This is a genomic window from Variovorax sp. Varisp36 (genome assembly GCF_047304235.1).
Lineage (GTDB): Bacteria > Pseudomonadota > Gammaproteobacteria > Burkholderiales > Burkholderiaceae_C > Variovorax.
In genome coordinates, this window is the sequence record NZ_JBGLYU010000072.1 from 1 (window position 1) to 18,949 (window position 18,949).

Sequence of the window (18,949 nt, forward strand, 5' to 3'; positions counted from 1 at the left end):
GTTAGGGTTATCACGTGGGTCAGATTTAGATGGAAATCACACGGCCAAGTGGGTCACTTCTGGATGGAAATCAACAGCGCGAAGGGTGAAGCCCGTAGCGCCTTGTCACGCGCGACGGCCGTCAATCAACGGCGTCTGTTGGATCGGCCTTGGCGCCTGTCTTGCGGGTCTGCTCCCTGGCCTTGATGCGCTTCTTCGCGGTGGAGCTGCTGTGCAGGAACCGATGGCTCTCGTTGCCCGTCTCCACGATGTGACAGTGGTGCGTGAGGCGGTCGAGCAAGGCGGTCGAGCAAGGCGGTCGTCATCTTCGCGTCGCCGAACACCGTCGACCATTCGGCGAAGTCCAGGTTGGTGGTGATCACCACGCTGGTGTGCTCGTACAGCTTGGACAGCAGGTGGAACAGCAGCGCGCCGCCGGCCTGGCTGAACGGCAAGTAGCCCAGTTCGTCCAGGATCACCAGATCCATTCGCAGCAGGCTCAGCGCGATACGCCCGGCCTTGCCTTGGGCCTTCTCCTGCTCCAGGGCATTGACCAGATCGACCGTCGAGTAGAACCGCACGCGCTTGCCGTGGCGCGTGATGCCCGACACGCCCAGAGCCGTTGCCAGATGGGTCTTTCCTGTGCCCGGACCACCGACCAAGACAACGTTGTGCGCGGCCTCCGTGAACTCCAGCATCGCGAGCTGGTGGACCAGCTTCTGGTCGACCACCGAGGCATCGAAGTCGAAGCCGGCCAGATCCCGGTGCACGGGGAAGCGCGCCGAGCTCATCTGGTGCTGCACCGAACGCATCGAACGGTCCGTGGTCTCGGCCTGCAGCAGGTGTTCGACCAGCCAGCGCGAGGCATCCAGGCCGGACGCTGCACCTTGCTCCGCCAGATCGCACCAGGCACTGGCCATGCCATGCAGGCGCAGTGCCTTGAGTTCGACTGTCACGTCACGCATGGTCCACCTCCTGTCCACGCAGGCTGTCGTAGCGTGCCGTGTTGGCCAGCGGCGGCGTGACGATCTGCAGCGCCGTCTCGGCACTCTGCGGTGCTGCCGGCGCGGTGAGCCGGCCAAGCACATTGACGACGTGCTCCACGCTGACCCGGCCTGAAGGCGGGCCACTCTCCAGTGCCAACTCGACCGCCACGATCACCGCGTCCAGCCCCGCCGTCGGCACGATGGCCAACACCTGGGCCATCACGCGATCTCCACCGGGTTGTCGCAGCAGGCCGCGGCGCAGTTGCTGCAGCGCTTCGGGCATGTCTGCGAAGGGCGCACCGTTCCTCAATGCACCAGGCTTGCGCTGGACGAGCGGTATGTAGTGCTGCCAGTCGTAGCGGGTGCCGCCAGAGGCGCTCAGGCGCTCGTGGCGCGCCACTGCCGCGTCTTCTGCGACCACCACGACGTTGCCTGGGTACAGCCGCGTGCTGACCATCTGCCCGGCCAGTTCGCATGGCACCGAGTAACGATTGCGTGCCACCGACACCAGACAGGTGCTCGACACCCGTGCCGGCTTCTCCACGTAGCCGTCGAAGGGCTCGGGCATAGGCATCAGGTGGGGCCGCTCGTGCTCGAGCATCTCGGCCACACTGAACTGACTGTGCTCGGGATGCCGGACCTCGTTCCACAGCGCCCGGCAGCGCTCGCCCAACCATGCATTGAGTTCGACGAAGGAGCCGAAGCGGCGCTGGCCCGCCTCGATCCAGATGCGTCGACGACTGTCCTGAACGTTCTTCTCCACACGCCCCTTCTCCCAGCCCGATGCGACGTTGCAGAAGTCGGGGTCGTACAGGTAGTGCGCGCACATCACGGCGAAACGGGCATTGACGGTGCGGCCCTTGCCCTTGTGAACCTTGTCGACTGCGGTGCGCATGTTGTCGTAAATCCCTCGGCGCGCCACACCGCCCAGCGCTGCGAACGATCTCGTGTGGGCGTCGAACAGCATCTCGTGGCCTTGGCTCGGGTATGCCACCAGCCAGAACGCACGGCTCGCGCACAGCTTCAGGTGCGACACCTGCACGCGGTAGTAGATGCCGCCAACAACCAGGCCCTCTTCGCTCCAATCGAACTGGAAGGCCTCGCCGAGCTCGAAGTTCAGCGGCACGAACGCGGTGACGTTGACTGCCTGCCCCTCGCCTTGGCGCCACGCTCGAACGAAGTCAGTGACGGCCGAGTAACCACCGTCGTAGCCCGCCGCCTTGATCTCGGCGTGCAGCGCGCGTGCCGTGCGCCGCTCATGCTTGGGCCGTCGCGCATCGGCCGTCAATGCCTGCTTCAGCGCTGTCTCGAATGCACTCAGCTTGTTCGGCCGTGCTTCGCGCCGGTACTTCGGCGCCTCGGCTACCGGTGCGCGCAGCCACTTCGACACCGTGTTGCGCGACAGCCCTGTCATGCGCGCTATCTCGCGCTCCGACAGCTTGTCCCTCACGTGCAGCCGTCGGATCCTGCCAATCATGTCCATGGTGATCACTCCTCGAACCCCGCTGCTTAAATAAACAGCAGGGTAGGTTGAACACCTGGCTCACTTTTACTTCGGCACTACCTGCAAAACTGGCTCAGTTTCCGGTCGGCGCCAACACAAATGAGCTCGGTTCCTGCTTTTCAGCGGCACTTTCATTGCCGACTGGCAAGAATCGGGCGTCTGTCGATGCTCCGGCCTTAGCTGCGCGGCATGCGAATCCAGAGTGACCCCGCGCCAAGGGGGCAAAGAGCAGTTCTCGCCGCATCGCTACTGACAATGTTTGCCACTCCTTCAGAGTGAACGTGAGGTGCGTCTTATCGAGCTTGAAACGGACTGCGAGCGGTAGCCATTCAAGCGACTTAGCTTGGGCCGCCTCAAAGTCCAGACACACGGTCGGTTCCACGTCTGGCCTCATTGCTGCATCCCCGATGTTCTTCTAGTCATCCCCTGAATCGTCCTGCGGGCCGCAAAGCTCGAGCAACTTGCGGAGCGTGCGATAAAGCACACGTCGTTCCTCGGGCTCGAGCTGCAGAAGCATTTCGGCCTGGCGGCGGCGGGCGATCGGCATCACTTGCTCATACAGCTGCAAACCGGCCGCTGACACAGTGCACGTGACCTTCTTGCGATAACCAGCGCCCTCACTGTGGATCTCTAGGAGGCCGCGCTCCTGAAGGTTACGCAGCATGCGGCTTAAGGAACCCTTGTCCGTTGATGCCGCAACAGTGAGTTGTGAGAAGAGCATTTCGCGAGAGTGCGCCAGTACCGACAGTACACGCCATTCCGCGATGGACAGGCCAAACTGCTTGGCGTACTCGGCTGTGATAGATCGACGCAGTGCATTGCCGGTATTCACGACCCGCAACGTTAAAAACTCGGTAACCGGCAGTCCGTCGCCGCTCGGGTTTAGGTCGTCCCAAGGGCAACTCGATCGAGTCTTGGATTCGCTGGCTTCAAATGTGGAGTGCATATAGGAAAACTCTTTCTGTGGCGGCGGGTCGCATCGGACCAGGAGCAAAGCCGACACCACCTACGGGATAATACCTTGTTGATTTGCCAACAAGGTTGTACGATGCCGTTCACCCCTGAACCAGTGTTCCATAGATGGAACAAAAAGGAGCATCGTATGAGCATTCCCCGTCGCTTCCTGAGTTTGCTTCCGCTCGCCCTTGTCGCGGCTCTGTCGAGTCCCGGCGCGGCCCTGGCCCAAGGGGCGTACCCCTTGAAGCCGATCACCATCGTGGTGTCGTACCCTGCGGGCAGCGACACCGATTCAATCGCGCGGATGCTCGGCGAGAGGCTCGGCCAGCGGCTCAATCAGCCGGTTCTGGTGGATAACAAGCCCGGAGCGGGCGGAACGATCGGAAATCTGTTCGTCAGCCGTGCTCACCCGGACGGATATACGCTCCTGTTCACGCCCAATCCGTTCACCACCGCCCCGATGGTGATGCGGCTACCCAAGTCGTCCACCTACGACGTACTCAACGGGTTCGAGCCCATTATCCAAGTTGGAACGCAGCCGTTGGTGCTGGTGACCAACCCCGGCACCGGCTTGAAGTCCGTCCCAGAGATGATCGCTGCCGCCAAGGCTGGCAAGCCCCTGAGCTATGCCAGCCCAGGTGCGGGATCTCCGATGCACGTGCTGGGCGAATGGCTGAACCACAGTGCGGGCGTAAATATCACGCACGTGCCGTACAAGGGCGTGGCGCCTTCCGTCACCGACGTCGTGGCTGGTCATGTCAGCACGGCATGGGTCACGCTCGGCGTCGTTCGCGAATACGTCGCTGCTAACCGACTGACGCAGCTCGCAATCGGCGATGCAAAACGGTCGCCTTTGGCGCCCAATGTGCCGACGCTCGGCGAGGCCGGCTACAAGGACGTCGTCGTCGGCGCATGGAATGGATTCTTCGCCCCCAAGGGGACGCCCGGTGATGTCATCAGAACCCTGAACAAAAACATCAACGAAATCCTGGCTCAACCCGAAATCAAAGCCAAGCTGGCGACGTTCGGCACTTTGCCCGTCGGCGGCGCCCCTGAGGTGCTCAAGGAAACGAACGCCACTGAATACAAGCTCATGGGCAAGGTGATTCAGGATCTTCATATCACCACCGAGTAACCTGCCATGAGCACCTCGACCATTGGGACCTCCGTACCCCAGGTCTCCGCCCAGGCCAAGGTGCTTGGGCGGGCGCAGTACGCCGGAGACATCCAGATGCCGGGGATGCTGCACGGCAAAGTTTTGCGCAACCCCTACCCACATGCTCGGATTGTCAGCATCGACACGAGCGAGGCGCTGGCCCTGCCGGGAGTCAGAGCTGTGGTCACAGGTGGCGACGGTCCACGCACCTGCTGGGGCACACATCACAAGGAGCGCCGCATTCTCGCCGAGGGCGTAGCCCGCTTCGCTGGAGAGGAAGTCGCAGCCGTGGCAGCCGTGACGGAAGAGATCGCGCGCGATGCCCTCGACTTGATCCATGTTGAATACGAAGAGCTGCCCGCTCTCCTTACGCCCGAGGCAGCGCTGGCCGCCGACGCACTGGGGATCCATCCTGGGCGCAACAACGTCTCGCATGAGATCCGGTTCGAACGCGGGGATGTGGACGGCGCGTTGTCCGAAGCACACCTGGTGCACGAAGAAACGTATACGACCCATTCGCAGTATCCGGGCTACATGGAACCGATGGCTACCGTCGCGCGAGTCGATGCTGATGGGCGGCTGCAGGTCTGGACTTCCACACAATCCGCATTCCTGGCACGCGCTCGGCTCGCATCGACGCTGGAGCTCCCGGTGTCAATGGTGCGCGTGACCCAGGCGACCACCGGCGGGGGATTTGGCGGAAAGATCATCGAAGACGCTAACAATCTAATCGCGGGCCTGCTAGCGCTGCACACCGGCCAACCTGTTCGACTGGTCAACAACCGTCTCGAAGACTTTCTCGCATGTTGCAGCAGCGTACCCGAGCGCATCACACTCACGCTAGGCATGGATCGCGAGGGCAGGATCCTCGCAAAGGACGTGCGGATACTTGCAGATTGCGGCGCCTATAGTGGACTTTCGGCGGAAGTGATGCACGTGAGCGCAATGCGCAGCGACAACATGCATCGACTTCGCAATGTCAGGTCGCACGCGACGCTGGTGTACACCCACACGCCGCCGCACGGCGCGTTCCGCGGCTTCGGCGGCACGCAGATGCTGTTTGCCCTGAACAGCCACATCGACACGATGGCGCGCAAGCTCAATCTTGATCCGCTTGAGGTACACCGAATCAATGCCATCGAGCGCGGCGAAACCTCCGTTCACGGCTGGAAGATCGGAAGCACAGGATTGCAGGAGTGCCTGACCCAGTGCACGGATGCCATCGGCTGGAAGGAAAAGCGCGGCAAGCCAGGCAAGAGCGCCAAGCGGCGCGGCGTGGGATTGGCGGCGGCTATGCACGTGAGCGGCAACCGAACGATAGGCGACTGGGATGGCTCAACGGTGCTCGTCAAAATTAACGAAGATGGCCGCGCGGTAGTGCAGTGCGCCGAAGCAGACATGGGCCAGGGCGCTATGACCGTCTTGGCACAGGTCGTCGCGCACGAACTCCAGTTGCCGCTAGAACACGTGCATGTGATGCAGCCCGACACCGACTCGGCGCCTTACGCAATCGGCTCGCTTGCATCCCGCGTCACCATCGTCGCGGGCAACGCTGCCATCGTTGCGGCGCGTGCAGCTCGAGACAAGTTGCTCGCGCAAGCCTCGCGCTTGCTCGGCGTGCCGAATGAAGAGCTGGAACTGGCAAGCGGATGCGTGCGCGTGATCACGGCGCCGGATCGCAAGAGCACGTATGCGGAGCTTGCGCGCGCCCACATCTGGCGCGATGGTGGCGAAGGCATCCAGGTTAGTGGTACCTGGGACGCGCAGACGCAGATGTTCGACAAGACAACCCTAATGGGGAACATCGCGCCTGCCTACTCCTTTGCGGCGCAAGCTGTCGAGGTCGAAGTGGACACCGAGACAGGGCAGGTAGTAGTGACGGACAGCTATCTCTCCGACGACTGCGGCAAGGCACTCAATCCTCAGGCGGTGCATGGTCAGAGCAACGGCGCGGCCGCCCAGGCGATCGGGTGGACGCTTTACGAGCAGTTGAAGGTCGAAGACGGCCGGATAGCCAACGGCAATTTCGCGGACTACACGATGCCCCCGCCCGACTCGCTCCCGATGCTGCGCAGCGGCATCGTCGAATCGAACGAACCGAATGGCCCCTACGGCGCGAAGGGAGCGAGCGAGACGGCCATCCTGCCCGGTGCCGCGGCGATCGCCAATGCGGTCTTCGATGCTGTTGGCGTGCGAATCACGGACTTGCCTATCACGCCCGAAAAAATGCTTGCCGCCATGCGCCGTCGCAACGAAGGAGATCAGCATGCATGACTTCGATTTCCTGCAGCCCGATACGGTCGCGGAGGCGAGCCAAATGCTCGCGGATCTCGGCGACGAGGCACGCGTGATGGCCGGAGGCACGGCCTTGCTGCTCGCGTTGCGCCAACGCATGTTGGCCCCAAGTCATGTCGTGTCTGTGGCAAAAATCGAAAGTCTGCGCGGAATCAGCTTCGATCCTCAGAGCGGGTTGCGTATCGGCGCTCTCGTGAAGCATTCGGAACTTTCGCGTTCGGAAGTTGTGCAGAAGCACTATCCAGTACTGGCCGCGATGGCATCGCAGGTGGCAAATCCGCAGGTACGCAACCAGGGAACGCTGGGCGGCAATCTCTGCTATGCCGACCCTGCGACCGATCCCCCGGGGTGTCTTCTCGCCCATGGCGCCCAAGTCGTCGTCGGCAGCGCAAGGGGCGAACGAGTGCTGTCAGTCGACGAATTCTTGATCGACTATTTCACGACGGCCCTCGAGCCGGATGAACTGTTGGTTGAAATTCGCGTTCCAACCCCGCTCCCCGAAACAAGCGGTTGCTACACGCGCTTTCTGCGTACGGCGGCCGAGCATCGGCCTTTGGCGAGCGTCGCCCTGATGACTCGTCGCGATGGTCGCCTATGCCGAGAGGCCCGGATCGTCGTCGGCGCTTCAGTCGCAGTCCCCAGACGGGTGGAGCGGGCGGAACAATTCCTCGCCGGAAAGACCGTCACGGCGCAGGTAGCCGCCGAGGCCGCCGAGATTGTTGCAGCCGACATTGAGGCCATCTCGGATTCGCGGGGCAGCGAGGAATACCGTCGGGACATGGTGCGCATCGTCAGCCGCCGTTCTATTGGTGAACTGTTTGGAGTAGGGGCTGCAGCATGAGCAAGCACACCATCGAACTGGTCGTGAACGATCGGGCCGAGCAGCGAGAAGTGCCCGCTCGGCGTCTGTTGGCCGATTTCATCCGTGACGACCTCCATCTCACAGGCACGAAGCGCGGTTGCGAGACAGGCGTGTGCGGCGCCTGTTCGGTATTGATTGATGGCGAGGTAGTGAAGTCCTGTCTCGCACTGGCGGTACACGCTGACGGCTGCACCCTGACGACGGTGGAGGGCTTGGCGCAGGGCGCCGAACTGCATCCGTTGCAGGAGAGCTTCATGCGCTGCGGCGGGCTGCAGTGCGGCTACTGCACACCGGGTTTCCTGATGGCGTCATGCGCGCTGCTCGCGAAAATCCCCCACCCTACCGAGCACGAAGTACGTGCCGGTTTAAACGGCAACCTTTGCCGCTGCACGGGCTATAGCCAGATCGTGGAGTCGGTGCTGGAGGCAGCGGAGAAGATGAATGGAAATTGAAAAGACTCTGGCGGTCAACGCCCCGGCGGAAAAAGTTTGGGAGATGCTGCTGGACCCGCAAGTGATGGGCGGCTGCGTGCCAGGCATGCAATCCATCGAGGTGGTGAGTCCAACGGTGTACAAGGCGGTGATGGCGGTGAAGGTGTCCTTCATCAGCGCCAAGTTCCGCCTGAAGACGACCATCGTCGAACAGCGTGCTCCGTCTTACCTGCGGTGTGAAGGCACGGGTGAGGACACATCGGTCGCGAGCTCGATGAAGCAGCAAAGCGAGGTGTTCCTGACCCCGCAGCCGGATGGCAGCACGGAACTTCGCTTGAAGGTGAAAGTGGATGTTGTCGGGCGCTTGGCAAACTTCGGCCTCAGTGCAATGAAGACCAAGGCTGATCGGCTGTGGGAGGAGTTCGGCCAGAACCTCAAGCAGCGCATCGAAGGGGTCGCAACACCGACAGCCGGACCTGTCCCAGTGCAGGCCGTAGCACGGCAAGCCGGCGTAGCGTCCATACAAGATAGCGAGTCATCCGATCAAGCTTCGGTCGCTCATTCGCAACCCCTGCCCGTGCTCGCTCGATCTGCAGCATCGGAAGCCATTAAACCAGGCTGGTGGTCCCGGCTGGTGGCAGCGTTGGGCAACCGCGGCACCGTGACGCAGGCAGATCGAATGATCCGCATCGACATTCAGCGAGACGGCACCTCGATCACTGTCCACTGGCCACTTGAAGCGGCGGGCGAATGCGCGGCCGTGCTGCGCGAGGCTTTGCGCTGAACTGGTTCCCAGTCAGTAGTAGATAAACATCTGCAGGTCCGGTCCGCGACACGACGGCATCCTCAGCGGATCCGGAACCCGGCTCACCAGGAGACATGACATGGAACCGATCCGAGCTCACCGTAAGACCCAGACCGCATCCCACTGGGGTGTCTACGAGGTCGAAACCGATCAACATGGCAAGGTCGTGAGGACCACGCCGTTCCGCGGGGATGCGAACCCGCCACCGTATTTGTCAAGCCTGCCTGACACTGTCCACAGTCCGCTTCGGATCTCGCAGCCACACGTCCGGGCTGGATTCCTGAAACACAAACGCACCACCCGCCGCGGGGGCGAGCCATTTGTGCCTGTGAGCTGGGAAGAGGCCCTGGGTTTGATCGCTGAAGAGCTGCAGAGGGTCAAGACACAGCACGGCAACGAGTCTATCTACGGAGGTTCATACGGCTGGGCGAGCGCGGGACGGCTGCACCATTCCCCGAGCGTCCTGAAGCGGTTTCTTGGCCTGTTCGGCGGCTATACGGACAAGCGTGGCAATCACAGCTTCGGTGCTGCCTTGCACATCACGCCTTACGTCATCGGTCGGTCCGATATCACGGAATTGGTCGTCTCTTGGCCGGACGTCGTCCGGCACACCCAGTTGGTGGTTATGTTTGGTGGCGCGTCGCTGAAGAACACGCACATCGACCCTGGTGGCGCCGTCGTGCATGAGAGTCCCGATTGGTTCCGGCGGGCCGCAGAAGCCGGTGTTCGATTCGTGAACATCAGTCCTTTGCGCCAAGATTTGCCAAGCGAGGTGAGCAGTGACTGGGTCGCCCTGAGGCCCAACACGGACACCGCGTTCATGCTCGGACTTGCCCACACACTGGCGGCCGAAGGCTTGGCCGACCGCGAATTCTTGATCAAGTATTGCGAAGGGTATGAGCGGCTCGAAGCGTACCTCATGGGCCGAGACGACGGGCAGCCCAAGGACGCACGCTGGGCCAGCCAGATCACGCAGGCGCCCGAGGAAACGATCAAGAACCTTGCGCGGACGATGGCGAAGTCACGCACCCTGGTCACCACCAGCTGGTCGATCCAACGTGCCGATCACGGAGAGCAACCAATCTGGATGACGATCAGCCTGGCGGCGATGCTGGGCCAGATCGGCCTGCCGGGATGCGGCTTCAGCCTCGGGTTCGGCGCAATCAGCGGCATCAACATCCCACACCACACTGATCTTCCGCGGCCGACGCTTCCGCTCGGGCCCAATCCGGTGAAAACGTACGTGCCGGTCGGGCGCGTAGGTGACATGCTGCTGCGGCCTGGCGCCCAGATTCAGTATGACGGCCAGACGGTGACGTATCCGGACACGAAGCTGGTGTACTCCATCGGGGGCAATCCCTTCCACCACAACGGCAACCTCAATCGCTTTCTAGAAGCGTGGCAGCAGCCTGAGGTGGTGATCGTGCACGAGCCCTGGTGGAACCCACCGGCCAAACACGCAGACATCGTGCTTCCCGCTACGACGACGATGGAGCGCAACGATATCCTGGCCCAGGAGTACACGCCCTATTGGGTTGCAATGAAAAAGGTCGTGGAGCCAGTCGCGCAGGCTCGCAATGACTTCGACATCATGGCCAACTTGGCGTATCGCCTCGGATTCGGGCTCGCATACACAGAAGGCCGCGACGAGATGGGCTGGCTTCGGCATATGTATGAAGGTGCGCGTGCCAAGGCGCAAGCCCAGGGGCATGAGCCGCCGCCGTTTGACGCGTTCTGGTCCGACGGGCTCTACCAGTTTCCAGTCCCGACGCAGATGCCGCCGCTGCTCGGTGAGTTCCGGTCGGACCCTGAACTCAATCGCTTGTCCACGCCCTCCGGCAAGATCGAGATCTTCTCGGCGAAGATTGCTGGATACGGCTATGCCGACTGCCCGCCGCATCCATCGTGGCTGCCGCCGGCGGAGTGGCTCGGTTCCGAGCAAACGTCGAAGTTCCCGCTGCATCTGCTCTCGAATCAGCCCAAGCCACGGCTCCACAGCCAGCTCGATCACTCGCCCGTCAGCCGCAAAAGCAAACTCGGAGGACGCGAGCGGTTGCTCATGCACCGCGATGACGCCGCCGGTCGCGGCCTGGCCGACGGCGACACCGTTCGGGTCTTCAACGAGCGCGGTGCTTTCCTGGCGAGTGTGGAAGTTGCCGAGCATTTACTGCCTCGAGTGATTCAGATTTCTACCGGTGCCTGGTACGACCCCGTTGACGGCGGCGAACCCGGCAGTCTCGAGAAGCACGGGAATCCCAATGTAGTGACCCTGGATACAGGCACATCCCAACTGGCGCAAGGAACGATGGTGCAAACCGCGCTGGTGCAGGTCGAAAAATATCACGACGCTCTAGCGGTCACAGCCTTTGAGCCGCCGTCCTTCGTTACCGCTGAGCAGGCCGAGGGTTACCCGTGACGGTTTGCGCAGTCTTCTTCTGGCGCCGCCGCAGGGTGGACGGGTGGATGCGCGACACTTGGCGCTTCCTATACCGCAACCGCCTGGAGGCGCGCCACGGGACCGTCCTCGAGCAGGATCGCATCGTGTTCGAGCAAATGCAACTCGATGCGAATACGCGCGAAATGCTGTATCAGCACGACGTTGGCTTGGTGCGCCTGCGTCGACTCCTGAAATCGCTAGCCCACCGAGCAAGTTCAGCCCACGGCAGGATAGCGGTATGAGTTTACTGCAAGCTTCAGTGCAGCAGATGCGGCTCGAGGCTGATGGTGTCGTCAGCGTCGAACTGCGTCCAACGGACGGCGGTGAGTTCCCGCCGTTCGATGCGGGTGCGCACATTGACCTCCATCTCGCCAACGGCCTAGTTCGCAACTACTCCTTGCTGAACTCATCGACCGAGAGGCACCGGTACGTTATCGGGGTACTGCGCGACCGGGCAACTCGGGGAGGATCACGCTATGTTCACGAAACACTGCGGGTCGGAGCGACGCTCCCTATTTCCGCACCTCGCAACAACTTCCCTCTTCACGAGGGCGCCGAGCACAGCGTCTTGATTGCCGGCGGCATCGGCGTCACCCCCATTTTGAGCATGGGGCGACGTCTTCGCGAGTTGGGCGGCTCATTCGAACTTATCTACTTCGCTCGTTCGCGTGCAAGCGCCGCATTCTTGAATGAACTGCAAGCGCTCGGCGCGCAGATCACGACGCATTTCGATGATGAGGCGGGTGGGCCTCCTGACCTGCGAGCGTTACTTGAAGCGCATCGCCCTCACGCCGGACTGCATCTGTATGCATGCGGCCCCGCACCGCTTTTAGATGCCTTCGAAAGGCACGCGGCGGAGTTCGGTCATACGAACGCACACATCGAACGGTTCGCCGCCGTAGAACAGAAGCCTGCTGAGGGCGCTCGCGCGACCTATGTTGTGCACTTAGCAAAGACTGGCAGGACCCTGCAGGTCACTCCGGGCACGTCCCTGCTCGACCAACTGCTGGAGTCTGGCGTCCAGGTAGACCACAGTTGCTGCGAAGGCGTGTGCGGCACGTGCCAGACGAGCGTGCTTGAGGGAACACCCGATCACCGTGACTCGATCCTGACGGCCAAGGAGCGAGCGAGCGGCAAGCTAATGATGGTGTGCGTCTCGGGCTGCAAAAGCGAGTGGCTTGTGCTCGACCTTTAAGTAGGTAGGAGATGCGTCGTCGACAAAGCGTGACTGTGATCGTGAAAGAGTTGGACGACGGGCTTGTAGAGGACTTTCAACGGACACAGGAGGGCGAATGAGTATGCCAATAGCTTTTGCATCACGCATCTGTCACGGCGGAGCGGCCATTCACGGCGGCAGTTCAAGCGCGAGAGCTAGGATGTGTGGCCTCTTGTTCGCCATCTTGTCGTTGTACGCAAGTGCCATCCAAGCTGCAAACTTGGTGGTGGGCCAAGTAGGGCCGTTGTCGGGCCCCGAGGCAGGTCAAGGTCGTGCCTACGGCGATGGCATGGAACTGTACTTCACGCATGTCAACAAGTCGGGAGGCATGAATGGCAACCAGTTTGTTCTTGTGAGAAAGGACGACGGCAGCCGTCACGAGGACACCGTCTCGCTCACAAAGGAATTGCTCACGCAGGCGAAGCCTCTTGTGCTCAGCGGCTACTTCGGCAACAACAATATCTCGGCATTGCTTGCGTCGAATATTCTGCAGCAGGAAGGGATCGCTCTCGTCGGCTATCGCTCGTGGGAAATTAGGGCGGAGACGCCGTACGTCTACAACGTCCGCGCAGGATTGCGTGACGAGATCACCAAGCTCACGGAACACCTCGCCACGATCGGCATCACAAGGTTAGGACTCTTCTACGAAGGGGGACCCAACAACTCGAACCTCATGGCCGCAATTGATGAAGCGACCAAGAAGGCTAAGGCTCGAATCATCGTGCAAGCCGCCTATCAGCCGGGGGCCAACAGCATTGGCAAGGCGGCCAACGAATTCTTGCAGGCGCAGCCACAAGCAGTCTTGCTTATTACGTCGGGCGCCACGGCAGCCAACTTCATCGAGCAGTATCGAGCGATCGGCGGTGGGGCGCAGATCTTCTCGCATTCAGGTTCGGACATTGAACAGATGGCGAAGCGTCTTTCGAAAGAGCAGTTGCAAGGAGTCGTGATTGCGCAGGTTACGCCGAGTCCATACACGATCGCAAGCAAGGTGACCAAGGAGTTCAACGATCTTGTTGCGCAGACTGGCAAGCCAGACGTTCCCGTGAGCTTCTCAATGATGGAAGGCTTTATTGCCGCCAAGGTGATTGTCGAAGCGGTGCGGCGGCAGGGTCGAGCACCCACGCGGGAAGGGACGGCTGCGGCTTTGGACGCGATGGACAACTACGACGTAGGTGGGTATTTGCTGTCGTTCAAGCCTGGAATGCGGACAGGCTCACATCGCGTAGAACTGTCCATTGTGAGCGGTGCGGGGAAAATTCGGCAATAGGCTCGACGGGATTCGCACCACCTGCTCCATCTCTTCGAGGAAGACCTCGCGCCGCGTCTTCTTGCGCTTGCTCGACAGATCGGGATTGATCTAGCATCCGGACTTTGGAGTTGTGGCCTCTTTCCCTTTGGTCGGTCAATTGGTGTCAGCGTCAACGATCCGGATCAAAATAACCGATGAAAATCACACCGCTAACTCGGCGCGACATAGTCGACGCTATGGCGTTGGAGAAAGTTAGGGAAGGTCTGAACAAGGGAAGGTCTGAACAAGAGCACGTTTCTTGCATGAAGGACTGAATCCTGCAAAGGAGCACGAGCGATGAGCCAGATCAGTTTTGCGGATGCGGAGCAAGCGGGCAAGAGGAAGAAGACCAGGCGCGAAGTCTTCCTTGGCGAGATGGAGCTTGTAGTGCCGTGGAAGGCACTGCTCAAGGTCATCGAACCCCACTATCCAGTGGCAGGCCGAGGCCGTCGACCTTACCCGCTGCAAGCCATGCTGCGCGTGCACCTGATGCAGAACTGGTTCGCACTGAGCGACCCCGCGATGGAAGAGGCCCTGTATGAGATCGCCTCGCTGCGCACGTTCGCCGGACTCGGTCTGGAGGCGATCCCTGACGAGTCGACCATCCTGAACTTCCGCCACCTGCTGGAGGCCAGCGATCTGGCCGAAGACATCTTCAAGCAGGTCAACGCCCATCTGGCCAGGAAGGGACTGCTCTTGAAGCGCGGCTCTATCGTGGACGCAACCATCATTGCGGCGCCCAGTTCGACCAAGAACGAAAGTGGCGAGCGAGATCCGGAGATGCACCAGACGAAGAAGGGCAACCAGTGGCGTGTGTCACGAACACAGGCGGCAGACCTGTGGTGCTGTACTGAAGATGGAAGTAGGCCTCCCGGAACCGGCTTGCAGGAGCTGGCTTCAAACCACCCGGTGCTGCTGCGTTCAAAAGGCGCGGTGGTGAGCGACTGGGCGAAAGTCATCCCTTGAGGGGTGGCAGGTACGTATTGAGAAGATGAGCGAAAGCAAACCGTCCGACGACGCATCGTTATGCCTAAAGCGCTGTCAAAACTGAGGTGGACCATTGGCTTCAGGACGAATCGGGGCGATACCTGTCTACGGACCCGATGGCAGCCGGTGTATAGGCGGCATGATCTCAATACAGGCTTTAGTACGGAACGTGAGAACCTTGTTCCAGATGCAAAGGGAAATGACAAGTGGCCAACACCATGAGGAAGAATACCGACGCTGGGGTGAGGGGCGGAGCCTCCCGTAGTAGCGATGAAGCCTCTGTAATGGGGGTGGAGCGAAGGGGCGGCGTTATCCTGCCGACGAAGGTCGCCAACCTCCGGGGATGAGCGGCGTGAACTCGGCGAAACCTTACGGCATAGCGAAGCGGACGGTATGGGAGGCATACCAGCAAGTCAAGGCCAACCGCGGTGCTGCCGGCGTCGACGATGAGACCATCGCCGACTTCGAGCAGGACCTGTCGAAGAATCTGTACAAGCTGTGGAACCGGATGTCGTCGGGGTCGTACTTCCCGCCGCCGGTCAAGCAGGTGGAGATTCCAAAGGCATCGGGAGGCACGCGAAAGCTGGGAGTGCCCACGGTCTCTGACCGTGTTGCGCAAACCGTAGTCAAGCGTCTCATCGAGCCAGAGCTGGACCCGATCTTCCATCCGGACTCTTATGGGTACCGGCCAGGACGGTCGGCGAAGCAGGCCGTGGCGATCACTCGTGAACGCTGCTGGCGATATGACTGGGTCGTGGAGTTTGATATCAAGGCGGCCTTTGATCAGATTGATCACAGGCTGTTGATGAAGGCGGTACGCGCCCACATCAAGGAAGACTGGATTCTTCTGTACATCGAACGGTGGCTGGTTGCACCGTTCGAAACGGAGGACGGCGCTCGCGTTCCGCGCGACCGCGGTACTCCGCAGGGCGGAGTGGTCAGTCCCATCCTGATGAATCTGTTCATGCACTACGCCTTCGACACCTGGATGCAACGCACCAGCCCGAACTGTCCGTTCGCCCGGTATGCAGACGACGCGGTGGTTCACTGCCGCAGTCGGCAGCAGGCGGAGTACGTGATGCGCTCCATCGCGTCACGGCTGACGGGCTGCGGGTTGACGATGCATCCTGAGAAATCGAAGGTTGTGTATTGCAAGGACAGCAACCGCACCGAACAGTATTCGAATGTGAGCTTCACCTTCCTGGGCTTTACGTTCAGGCCAAGGAAGGCTCACAGCAAGCAAGACCAGCTCTTCACGAGCTTCCTGCCGGGAGCCAGTGATGATGCCTTGCGGCGAATGCGGCAGGCGGTGCGCCGCTGGCGACTCAATCGCCAGACACACGTGACGCTGGCTGACGTGGCTCGGCTATACAACCCGGTGATACAAGGGTGGTGGCAATACTACAGCGCGTTCTACCGGACCGCCATGCTTGGTATCTTCCAGCACATTGATCGCGCGCTCGAACGTTGGGCCCGACGAAAGTACAAGGCCCTTCACCGCCGCAAGGCGGCTAGCGTCGAATGGCTGGACAAGATGCAAAGCGCTGAACCGCTGCTGTTCCATCACTGGCGCGTGGCTGGACCACAGGTTGGATGACGGGAGCCGTATGACGCGAGAGTGTCACGTACGGTTCTGCGAGCGGCGGAGGGGGCAGTTCCCTCGGCCGACTCACCACTTCGGCATGAAGGCGGACATTGTGGTGGATGCCGAGTCGGGCCTGGTGCATACCGTGACGGCGACGGCCGCCAACGAAGCGGACGTGGAACAGGTGGCTGACTTGCTGCACGGCAAGGAAGAGCAGGCGTGGGCCGACTCGGACTATCGGGGCGCGCAGGCGCGGGTGACGGGCGATGTGCAGTGGCACATTGCGGGCCGGCCCAGTGACATGGCGAAGATGCCCGAGGGACGAGCCAAGGCCAGAGCGCGCAAGAACGAATATGAGAAGGCCAGCATCCGGGCGAAGGTGGAGCACCCGTTCCGGGTGATCAAGCGGCAGTTCGGCCTCACGAAGGTGCGGTTCAAGGGGCTGGCCAAGAACACGGCGCACGTGATCACGCTGTTTGCGCTGTCGAACTTGTGGATGGCTAGAAGGAAGCTGGTTGCGATGATGGGACAGGTGCGTCCGCACGCGGCCTGAGGGACGCTACAGGAGCCCTGAAACACATCGAATGCCAGTGCAACGGGCCTGCGAGCGCAGATGCACAACACCCAGGCTTGTCATCAAATCAATTTACGACTTGATCGACGTTCCTTAATGGGCCCTAAGCGAAGTCACGGTACAACGCGTTCCATGTCGGTCAGAAATTTCTCGCGTCGTGTGCGCTTCTTCTTCATCGCCTGCTCGGCGGGGCAAAGCTGCGTTGGTTCATCTCGATGGTGCTGTGATTTGCGGTACCTTCGCACATGCACATGCACATGCACATGCACATGCACATGCACATGCACATGCACATGCACATGCACATGCACATGCACATGCACGGGCCGTGCCCGCCGCGATCTATTGATCAGCATTTCTTTGGACTTCCATGCCCATGCTCGACGCAACGTCTACCGCCGTCACCCTGCTGTTGCTGGACGACCACCCTCTATACCGGACCGGTTTCGCTTTCGGCTTGCGCGCGCTGCGACCCGAGGTTCGGGTTCTGTGCGCCGGCACCCTGGACGAGGCCTTGGCACTCGCCGACGCGCAGCAGGTGCAGGGCGTGCTGATCGACATGCATCTCGGTGACCCGCAGGCTGGAGGTCTGGCCGCATTGGACGCCTTTGCCGGTCGTCACCCTCGCGTCGCGCGCATCGTCATCACGGGCGATACGCGGCCGCATCTGCCGCAGACCTGCCGCCAGCACGGCGCCCACGGCTTCCTGCGCAAGAGCGAGGATGCCCGGTCGATGTGGACGGCCATCGACGCGGCGCTCGATGGCCAGGCCCGCTGGCCGGCGCCGGAGGTGTCGGTGCAGGCGCAGGTGGCGCGGTCGGTGCGCCTCACGCCACGCCAGGCCCAGGTGTTGCAGCACCTGAGCGAAGGCATGAGCAACAAGGCCATCGCCGCCACGATCGGGCTGACCGAGCGGGCCATCAAGATGCACATGACCAACATGCTGCAGCTCAGTGGCGCGGCCAACCGCGTCGAGCTATTGCGTGTGGCGCGCGAGGTGGGATGGCTGGCCGGGTGAAGCAAAAGGCCGGCCCCGTTCGACGGAAAGAACCGCGCGAAGGGAGCCGGACCGAGGCACCTTTGAAAGGACGGGCGCAGCCCGGGCTGCGCGTTTTTTTATTTGGGCGTGTATGTCATGTTCACGGATTCGTTGGTCGCCAGCAGCGCTCCCTTGCTGTCACGCGTCTCGCCCTTGAGGACTTGGCCGCGATAGGGACCTTCGGCCGCCATCCAACTGATCGCGGTGCCTTGATCGGTCGTGGTTCCGCCGCTTGTCAAGTACATATGGGCGCTCACCTTGCAGGCGACAAAGGTGCCGAGCGCGGTCTGTACGCTCTCCTGGCCCAGGTAGGTGACCTCGTCCTTCATGGTGCCCTGGTCGACCACCGATGTGCCGCTCGAACCCGTGATCGTCATCTTCGTGTCCCAGGTGCGGACCACCGCCTGGCCCTGGGGCATGTCCATCGGCCAGGCCGGTGGCGGATCGTAGACGCCGGTGTTGGTTTGCGTGGCCGTCTTGGCCTCGAAGCCATATTGGATGACGTTGCCACCCGCAAGATCGGTGTACGTCGTGGACACGTCGCCGTTCGGCAGCGGGGTAGTCCAGGGGACGGGGTTGGTACCGGCGAAGGATTGACGTGCGCCGGTCGTGCGCACGGTGGTCTCGGAGGTCGTGGTCTGGCCGGAGGCCAGGGTGACGCGAATCTGCTGCGACAGCGTGGTGCCTTCATGCCAGTCGGCCTCGTTGACGCATGCCGCGTAGCCAGATGCAGCAGGCGTGGGTGTTGGTGCCGGCGAAGGCGCTGGCGCCGGGCTCGGCGAGGGTGAAGGATCGGGTGGGGCCGCGGGCGACGGTGCAGGTGCCGGCAGGCCGCCAATCAGGGG

Annotated in this window: 15 protein-coding genes and 4 pseudogenes; 13 read left to right on the top strand and 6 right to left on the bottom strand. The window is 61.6% G+C overall.

What is annotated here, in order from left to right; all coding sequences use genetic code 11:
• Positions 1-121: 121 nt before the first annotated feature.
• The 4 genes and pseudogenes from istB to ACCD11_RS27345 all read right to left on the bottom strand — a co-directional run bounded on the left by istB (position 122) and on the right by ACCD11_RS27345 (position 3,415).
• Positions 122-944: pseudogene (istB, locus tag ACCD11_RS27330) on the bottom strand (IS21-like element helper ATPase IstB).
• Entirely contained in the window at positions 937-2,448 is a 1,512-nt protein-coding gene (gene istA, locus ACCD11_RS27335; RefSeq protein WP_307617843.1) for an IS21 family transposase, read from the bottom strand. Before istA ends, istB begins: the two are co-directional and overlap by 8 nt.
• A 94-nt stretch (positions 2,449-2,542) precedes the next feature.
• Entirely contained in the window at positions 2,543-2,863 is a 321-nt protein-coding gene (locus ACCD11_RS27340; RefSeq protein WP_413316199.1) for a nitrate reductase associated protein, read from the bottom strand.
• 21 nt (positions 2,864-2,884) lie between these two features.
• Entirely contained in the window at positions 2,885-3,415 is a 531-nt protein-coding gene (locus tag ACCD11_RS27345; protein ID WP_413316200.1) for a MarR family winged helix-turn-helix transcriptional regulator, read from the bottom strand.
• A gap of 156 nt (positions 3,416-3,571) precedes the next feature.
• On the opposite strand from ACCD11_RS27345, the gene ACCD11_RS27350 reads away from it, so the two are divergent.
• The 12 genes and pseudogenes from ACCD11_RS27350 to ACCD11_RS27405 all read left to right on the top strand — a co-directional run bounded on the left by ACCD11_RS27350 (position 3,572) and on the right by ACCD11_RS27405 (position 17,044).
• On the top strand, positions 3,572-4,561 hold the full coding sequence (locus ACCD11_RS27350; protein WP_413316201.1) for a Bug family tripartite tricarboxylate transporter substrate binding protein: 990 nt from the start codon (positions 3,572-3,574) through the stop codon (positions 4,559-4,561).
• A gap of 6 nt (positions 4,562-4,567) precedes the next feature.
• Positions 4,568-6,856 (top strand): xanthine dehydrogenase family protein molybdopterin-binding subunit, encoded by a 2,289-nt coding sequence (locus tag ACCD11_RS27355; protein ID WP_413316202.1) that lies wholly within the window; start codon positions 4,568-4,570, stop codon positions 6,854-6,856.
• Positions 6,849-7,718, top strand: coding sequence for an FAD binding domain-containing protein (locus tag ACCD11_RS27360; protein WP_413316203.1), 870 nt, complete (start codon positions 6,849-6,851; stop codon positions 7,716-7,718). The genes ACCD11_RS27355 and ACCD11_RS27360 overlap by 8 nt, the downstream gene beginning before the upstream one ends.
• On the top strand, positions 7,715-8,191 hold the full coding sequence (locus ACCD11_RS27365) for a (2Fe-2S)-binding protein (RefSeq protein ID WP_413316204.1): 477 nt from the start codon (positions 7,715-7,717) through the stop codon (positions 8,189-8,191). Before ACCD11_RS27360 ends, ACCD11_RS27365 begins: the two co-directional genes overlap by 4 nt.
• On the top strand, positions 8,181-8,954 hold the full coding sequence (locus tag ACCD11_RS27370) for a CoxG family protein (protein WP_413316205.1): 774 nt from the start codon (positions 8,181-8,183) through the stop codon (positions 8,952-8,954). The genes ACCD11_RS27365 and ACCD11_RS27370 overlap by 11 nt, the downstream gene beginning before the upstream one ends.
• 100 nt (positions 8,955-9,054) lie before the next feature.
• Entirely contained in the window at positions 9,055-11,391 is a 2,337-nt protein-coding gene (locus ACCD11_RS27375) for a molybdopterin-dependent oxidoreductase (protein WP_413316206.1), read from the top strand.
• Between the two features lie 2 nt (positions 11,392-11,393).
• Positions 11,394-11,654: pseudogene (locus tag ACCD11_RS27380) on the top strand (3-phenylpropionate dioxygenase); the annotation flags it as partial.
• Positions 11,651-12,607, top strand: coding sequence for a PDR/VanB family oxidoreductase (locus tag ACCD11_RS27385; protein WP_413316207.1), 957 nt, complete (start codon positions 11,651-11,653; stop codon positions 12,605-12,607). The pseudogene ACCD11_RS27380 and the gene ACCD11_RS27385, both read left to right, overlap by 4 nt.
• 181 nt (positions 12,608-12,788) lie before the next feature.
• Positions 12,789-13,898, top strand: coding sequence for an ABC transporter substrate-binding protein (locus tag ACCD11_RS27390; RefSeq protein ID WP_413316210.1), 1,110 nt, complete (start codon positions 12,789-12,791; stop codon positions 13,896-13,898).
• Between the two features lie 318 nt (positions 13,899-14,216).
• Positions 14,217-14,729: pseudogene (locus ACCD11_RS27395) on the top strand (IS5 family transposase); the annotation flags it as partial.
• A gap of 520 nt (positions 14,730-15,249) precedes the next feature.
• Positions 15,250-16,503 (top strand): group II intron reverse transcriptase/maturase, encoded by a 1,254-nt coding sequence (ltrA, locus tag ACCD11_RS27400; RefSeq protein WP_413316208.1) that lies wholly within the window; start codon positions 15,250-15,252, stop codon positions 16,501-16,503.
• Between the two features lie 10 nt (positions 16,504-16,513).
• On the top strand, positions 16,514-17,044 hold the full coding sequence (locus ACCD11_RS27405; protein ID WP_413316211.1) for a transposase: 531 nt from the start codon (positions 16,514-16,516) through the stop codon (positions 17,042-17,044).
• Between the two features lie 137 nt (positions 17,045-17,181).
• Here ACCD11_RS27405 and ACCD11_RS27410 read toward each other — a convergent pair.
• Positions 17,182-17,276 (bottom strand): annotated as a pseudogene (locus ACCD11_RS27410) (IS5/IS1182 family transposase); the annotation flags it as partial.
• A gap of 159 nt (positions 17,277-17,435) precedes the next feature.
• Here ACCD11_RS27410 and ACCD11_RS27415 point away from each other — a divergent pair.
• The gene (locus ACCD11_RS27415; RefSeq protein WP_007835757.1) at positions 17,436-18,083 is read left to right on the top strand and encodes a response regulator transcription factor; all 648 of its coding nucleotides are present in this window, start codon (positions 17,436-17,438) and stop codon (positions 18,081-18,083) included.
• Between the two features lie 98 nt (positions 18,084-18,181).
• On the opposite strand, the gene ACCD11_RS27420 is transcribed toward ACCD11_RS27415, so the two are convergent.
• Positions 18,182-18,949: hypothetical protein (locus tag ACCD11_RS27420; RefSeq protein ID WP_413316209.1), on the bottom strand; the 768-nt coding region annotated here is incomplete at its 5' end.

What these genes read in the sequence shown, in the direction of transcription:
- ACCD11_RS27350 (WP_413316201.1), top strand. Translation starts at nt 3,572, where the DNA reads ATGAGCATTCCCCGTCGCTTCCTGAGTTTGCTTCCGCTCGCCCTTGTC.
- ltrA (WP_413316208.1), top strand. Translation starts at nt 15,250, where the DNA reads ATGAGCGGCGTGAACTCGGCGAAACCTTACGGCATAGCGAAGCGGACG.
- ACCD11_RS27415 (WP_007835757.1), top strand. Translation starts at nt 17,436, where the DNA reads ATGCCCATGCTCGACGCAACGTCTACCGCCGTCACCCTGCTGTTGCTG.
- ACCD11_RS27370 (WP_413316205.1), top strand. Translation starts at nt 8,181, where the DNA reads ATGGAAATTGAAAAGACTCTGGCGGTCAACGCCCCGGCGGAAAAAGTT.
- ACCD11_RS27345 (WP_413316200.1), bottom strand. Translation starts at nt 3,415, where the DNA reads ATGCACTCCACATTTGAAGCCAGCGAATCCAAGACTCGATCGAGTTGC.
- ACCD11_RS27405 (WP_413316211.1), top strand. Translation starts at nt 16,514, where the DNA reads ATGACGCGAGAGTGTCACGTACGGTTCTGCGAGCGGCGGAGGGGGCAG.
- istA (WP_307617843.1), bottom strand. Translation starts at nt 2,448, where the DNA reads ATGGACATGATTGGCAGGATCCGACGGCTGCACGTGAGGGACAAGCTG.
- ACCD11_RS27360 (WP_413316203.1), top strand. Translation starts at nt 6,849, where the DNA reads ATGCATGACTTCGATTTCCTGCAGCCCGATACGGTCGCGGAGGCGAGC.
- ACCD11_RS27390 (WP_413316210.1), top strand. Translation starts at nt 12,789, where the DNA reads ATGTGTGGCCTCTTGTTCGCCATCTTGTCGTTGTACGCAAGTGCCATC.
- ACCD11_RS27375 (WP_413316206.1), top strand. Translation starts at nt 9,055, where the DNA reads ATGGAACCGATCCGAGCTCACCGTAAGACCCAGACCGCATCCCACTGG.
- ACCD11_RS27385 (WP_413316207.1), top strand. Translation starts at nt 11,651, where the DNA reads ATGAGTTTACTGCAAGCTTCAGTGCAGCAGATGCGGCTCGAGGCTGAT.
- ACCD11_RS27365 (WP_413316204.1), top strand. Translation starts at nt 7,715, where the DNA reads ATGAGCAAGCACACCATCGAACTGGTCGTGAACGATCGGGCCGAGCAG.
- ACCD11_RS27340 (WP_413316199.1), bottom strand. Translation starts at nt 2,863, where the DNA reads ATGAGGCCAGACGTGGAACCGACCGTGTGTCTGGACTTTGAGGCGGCC.
- ACCD11_RS27355 (WP_413316202.1), top strand. Translation starts at nt 4,568, where the DNA reads ATGAGCACCTCGACCATTGGGACCTCCGTACCCCAGGTCTCCGCCCAG.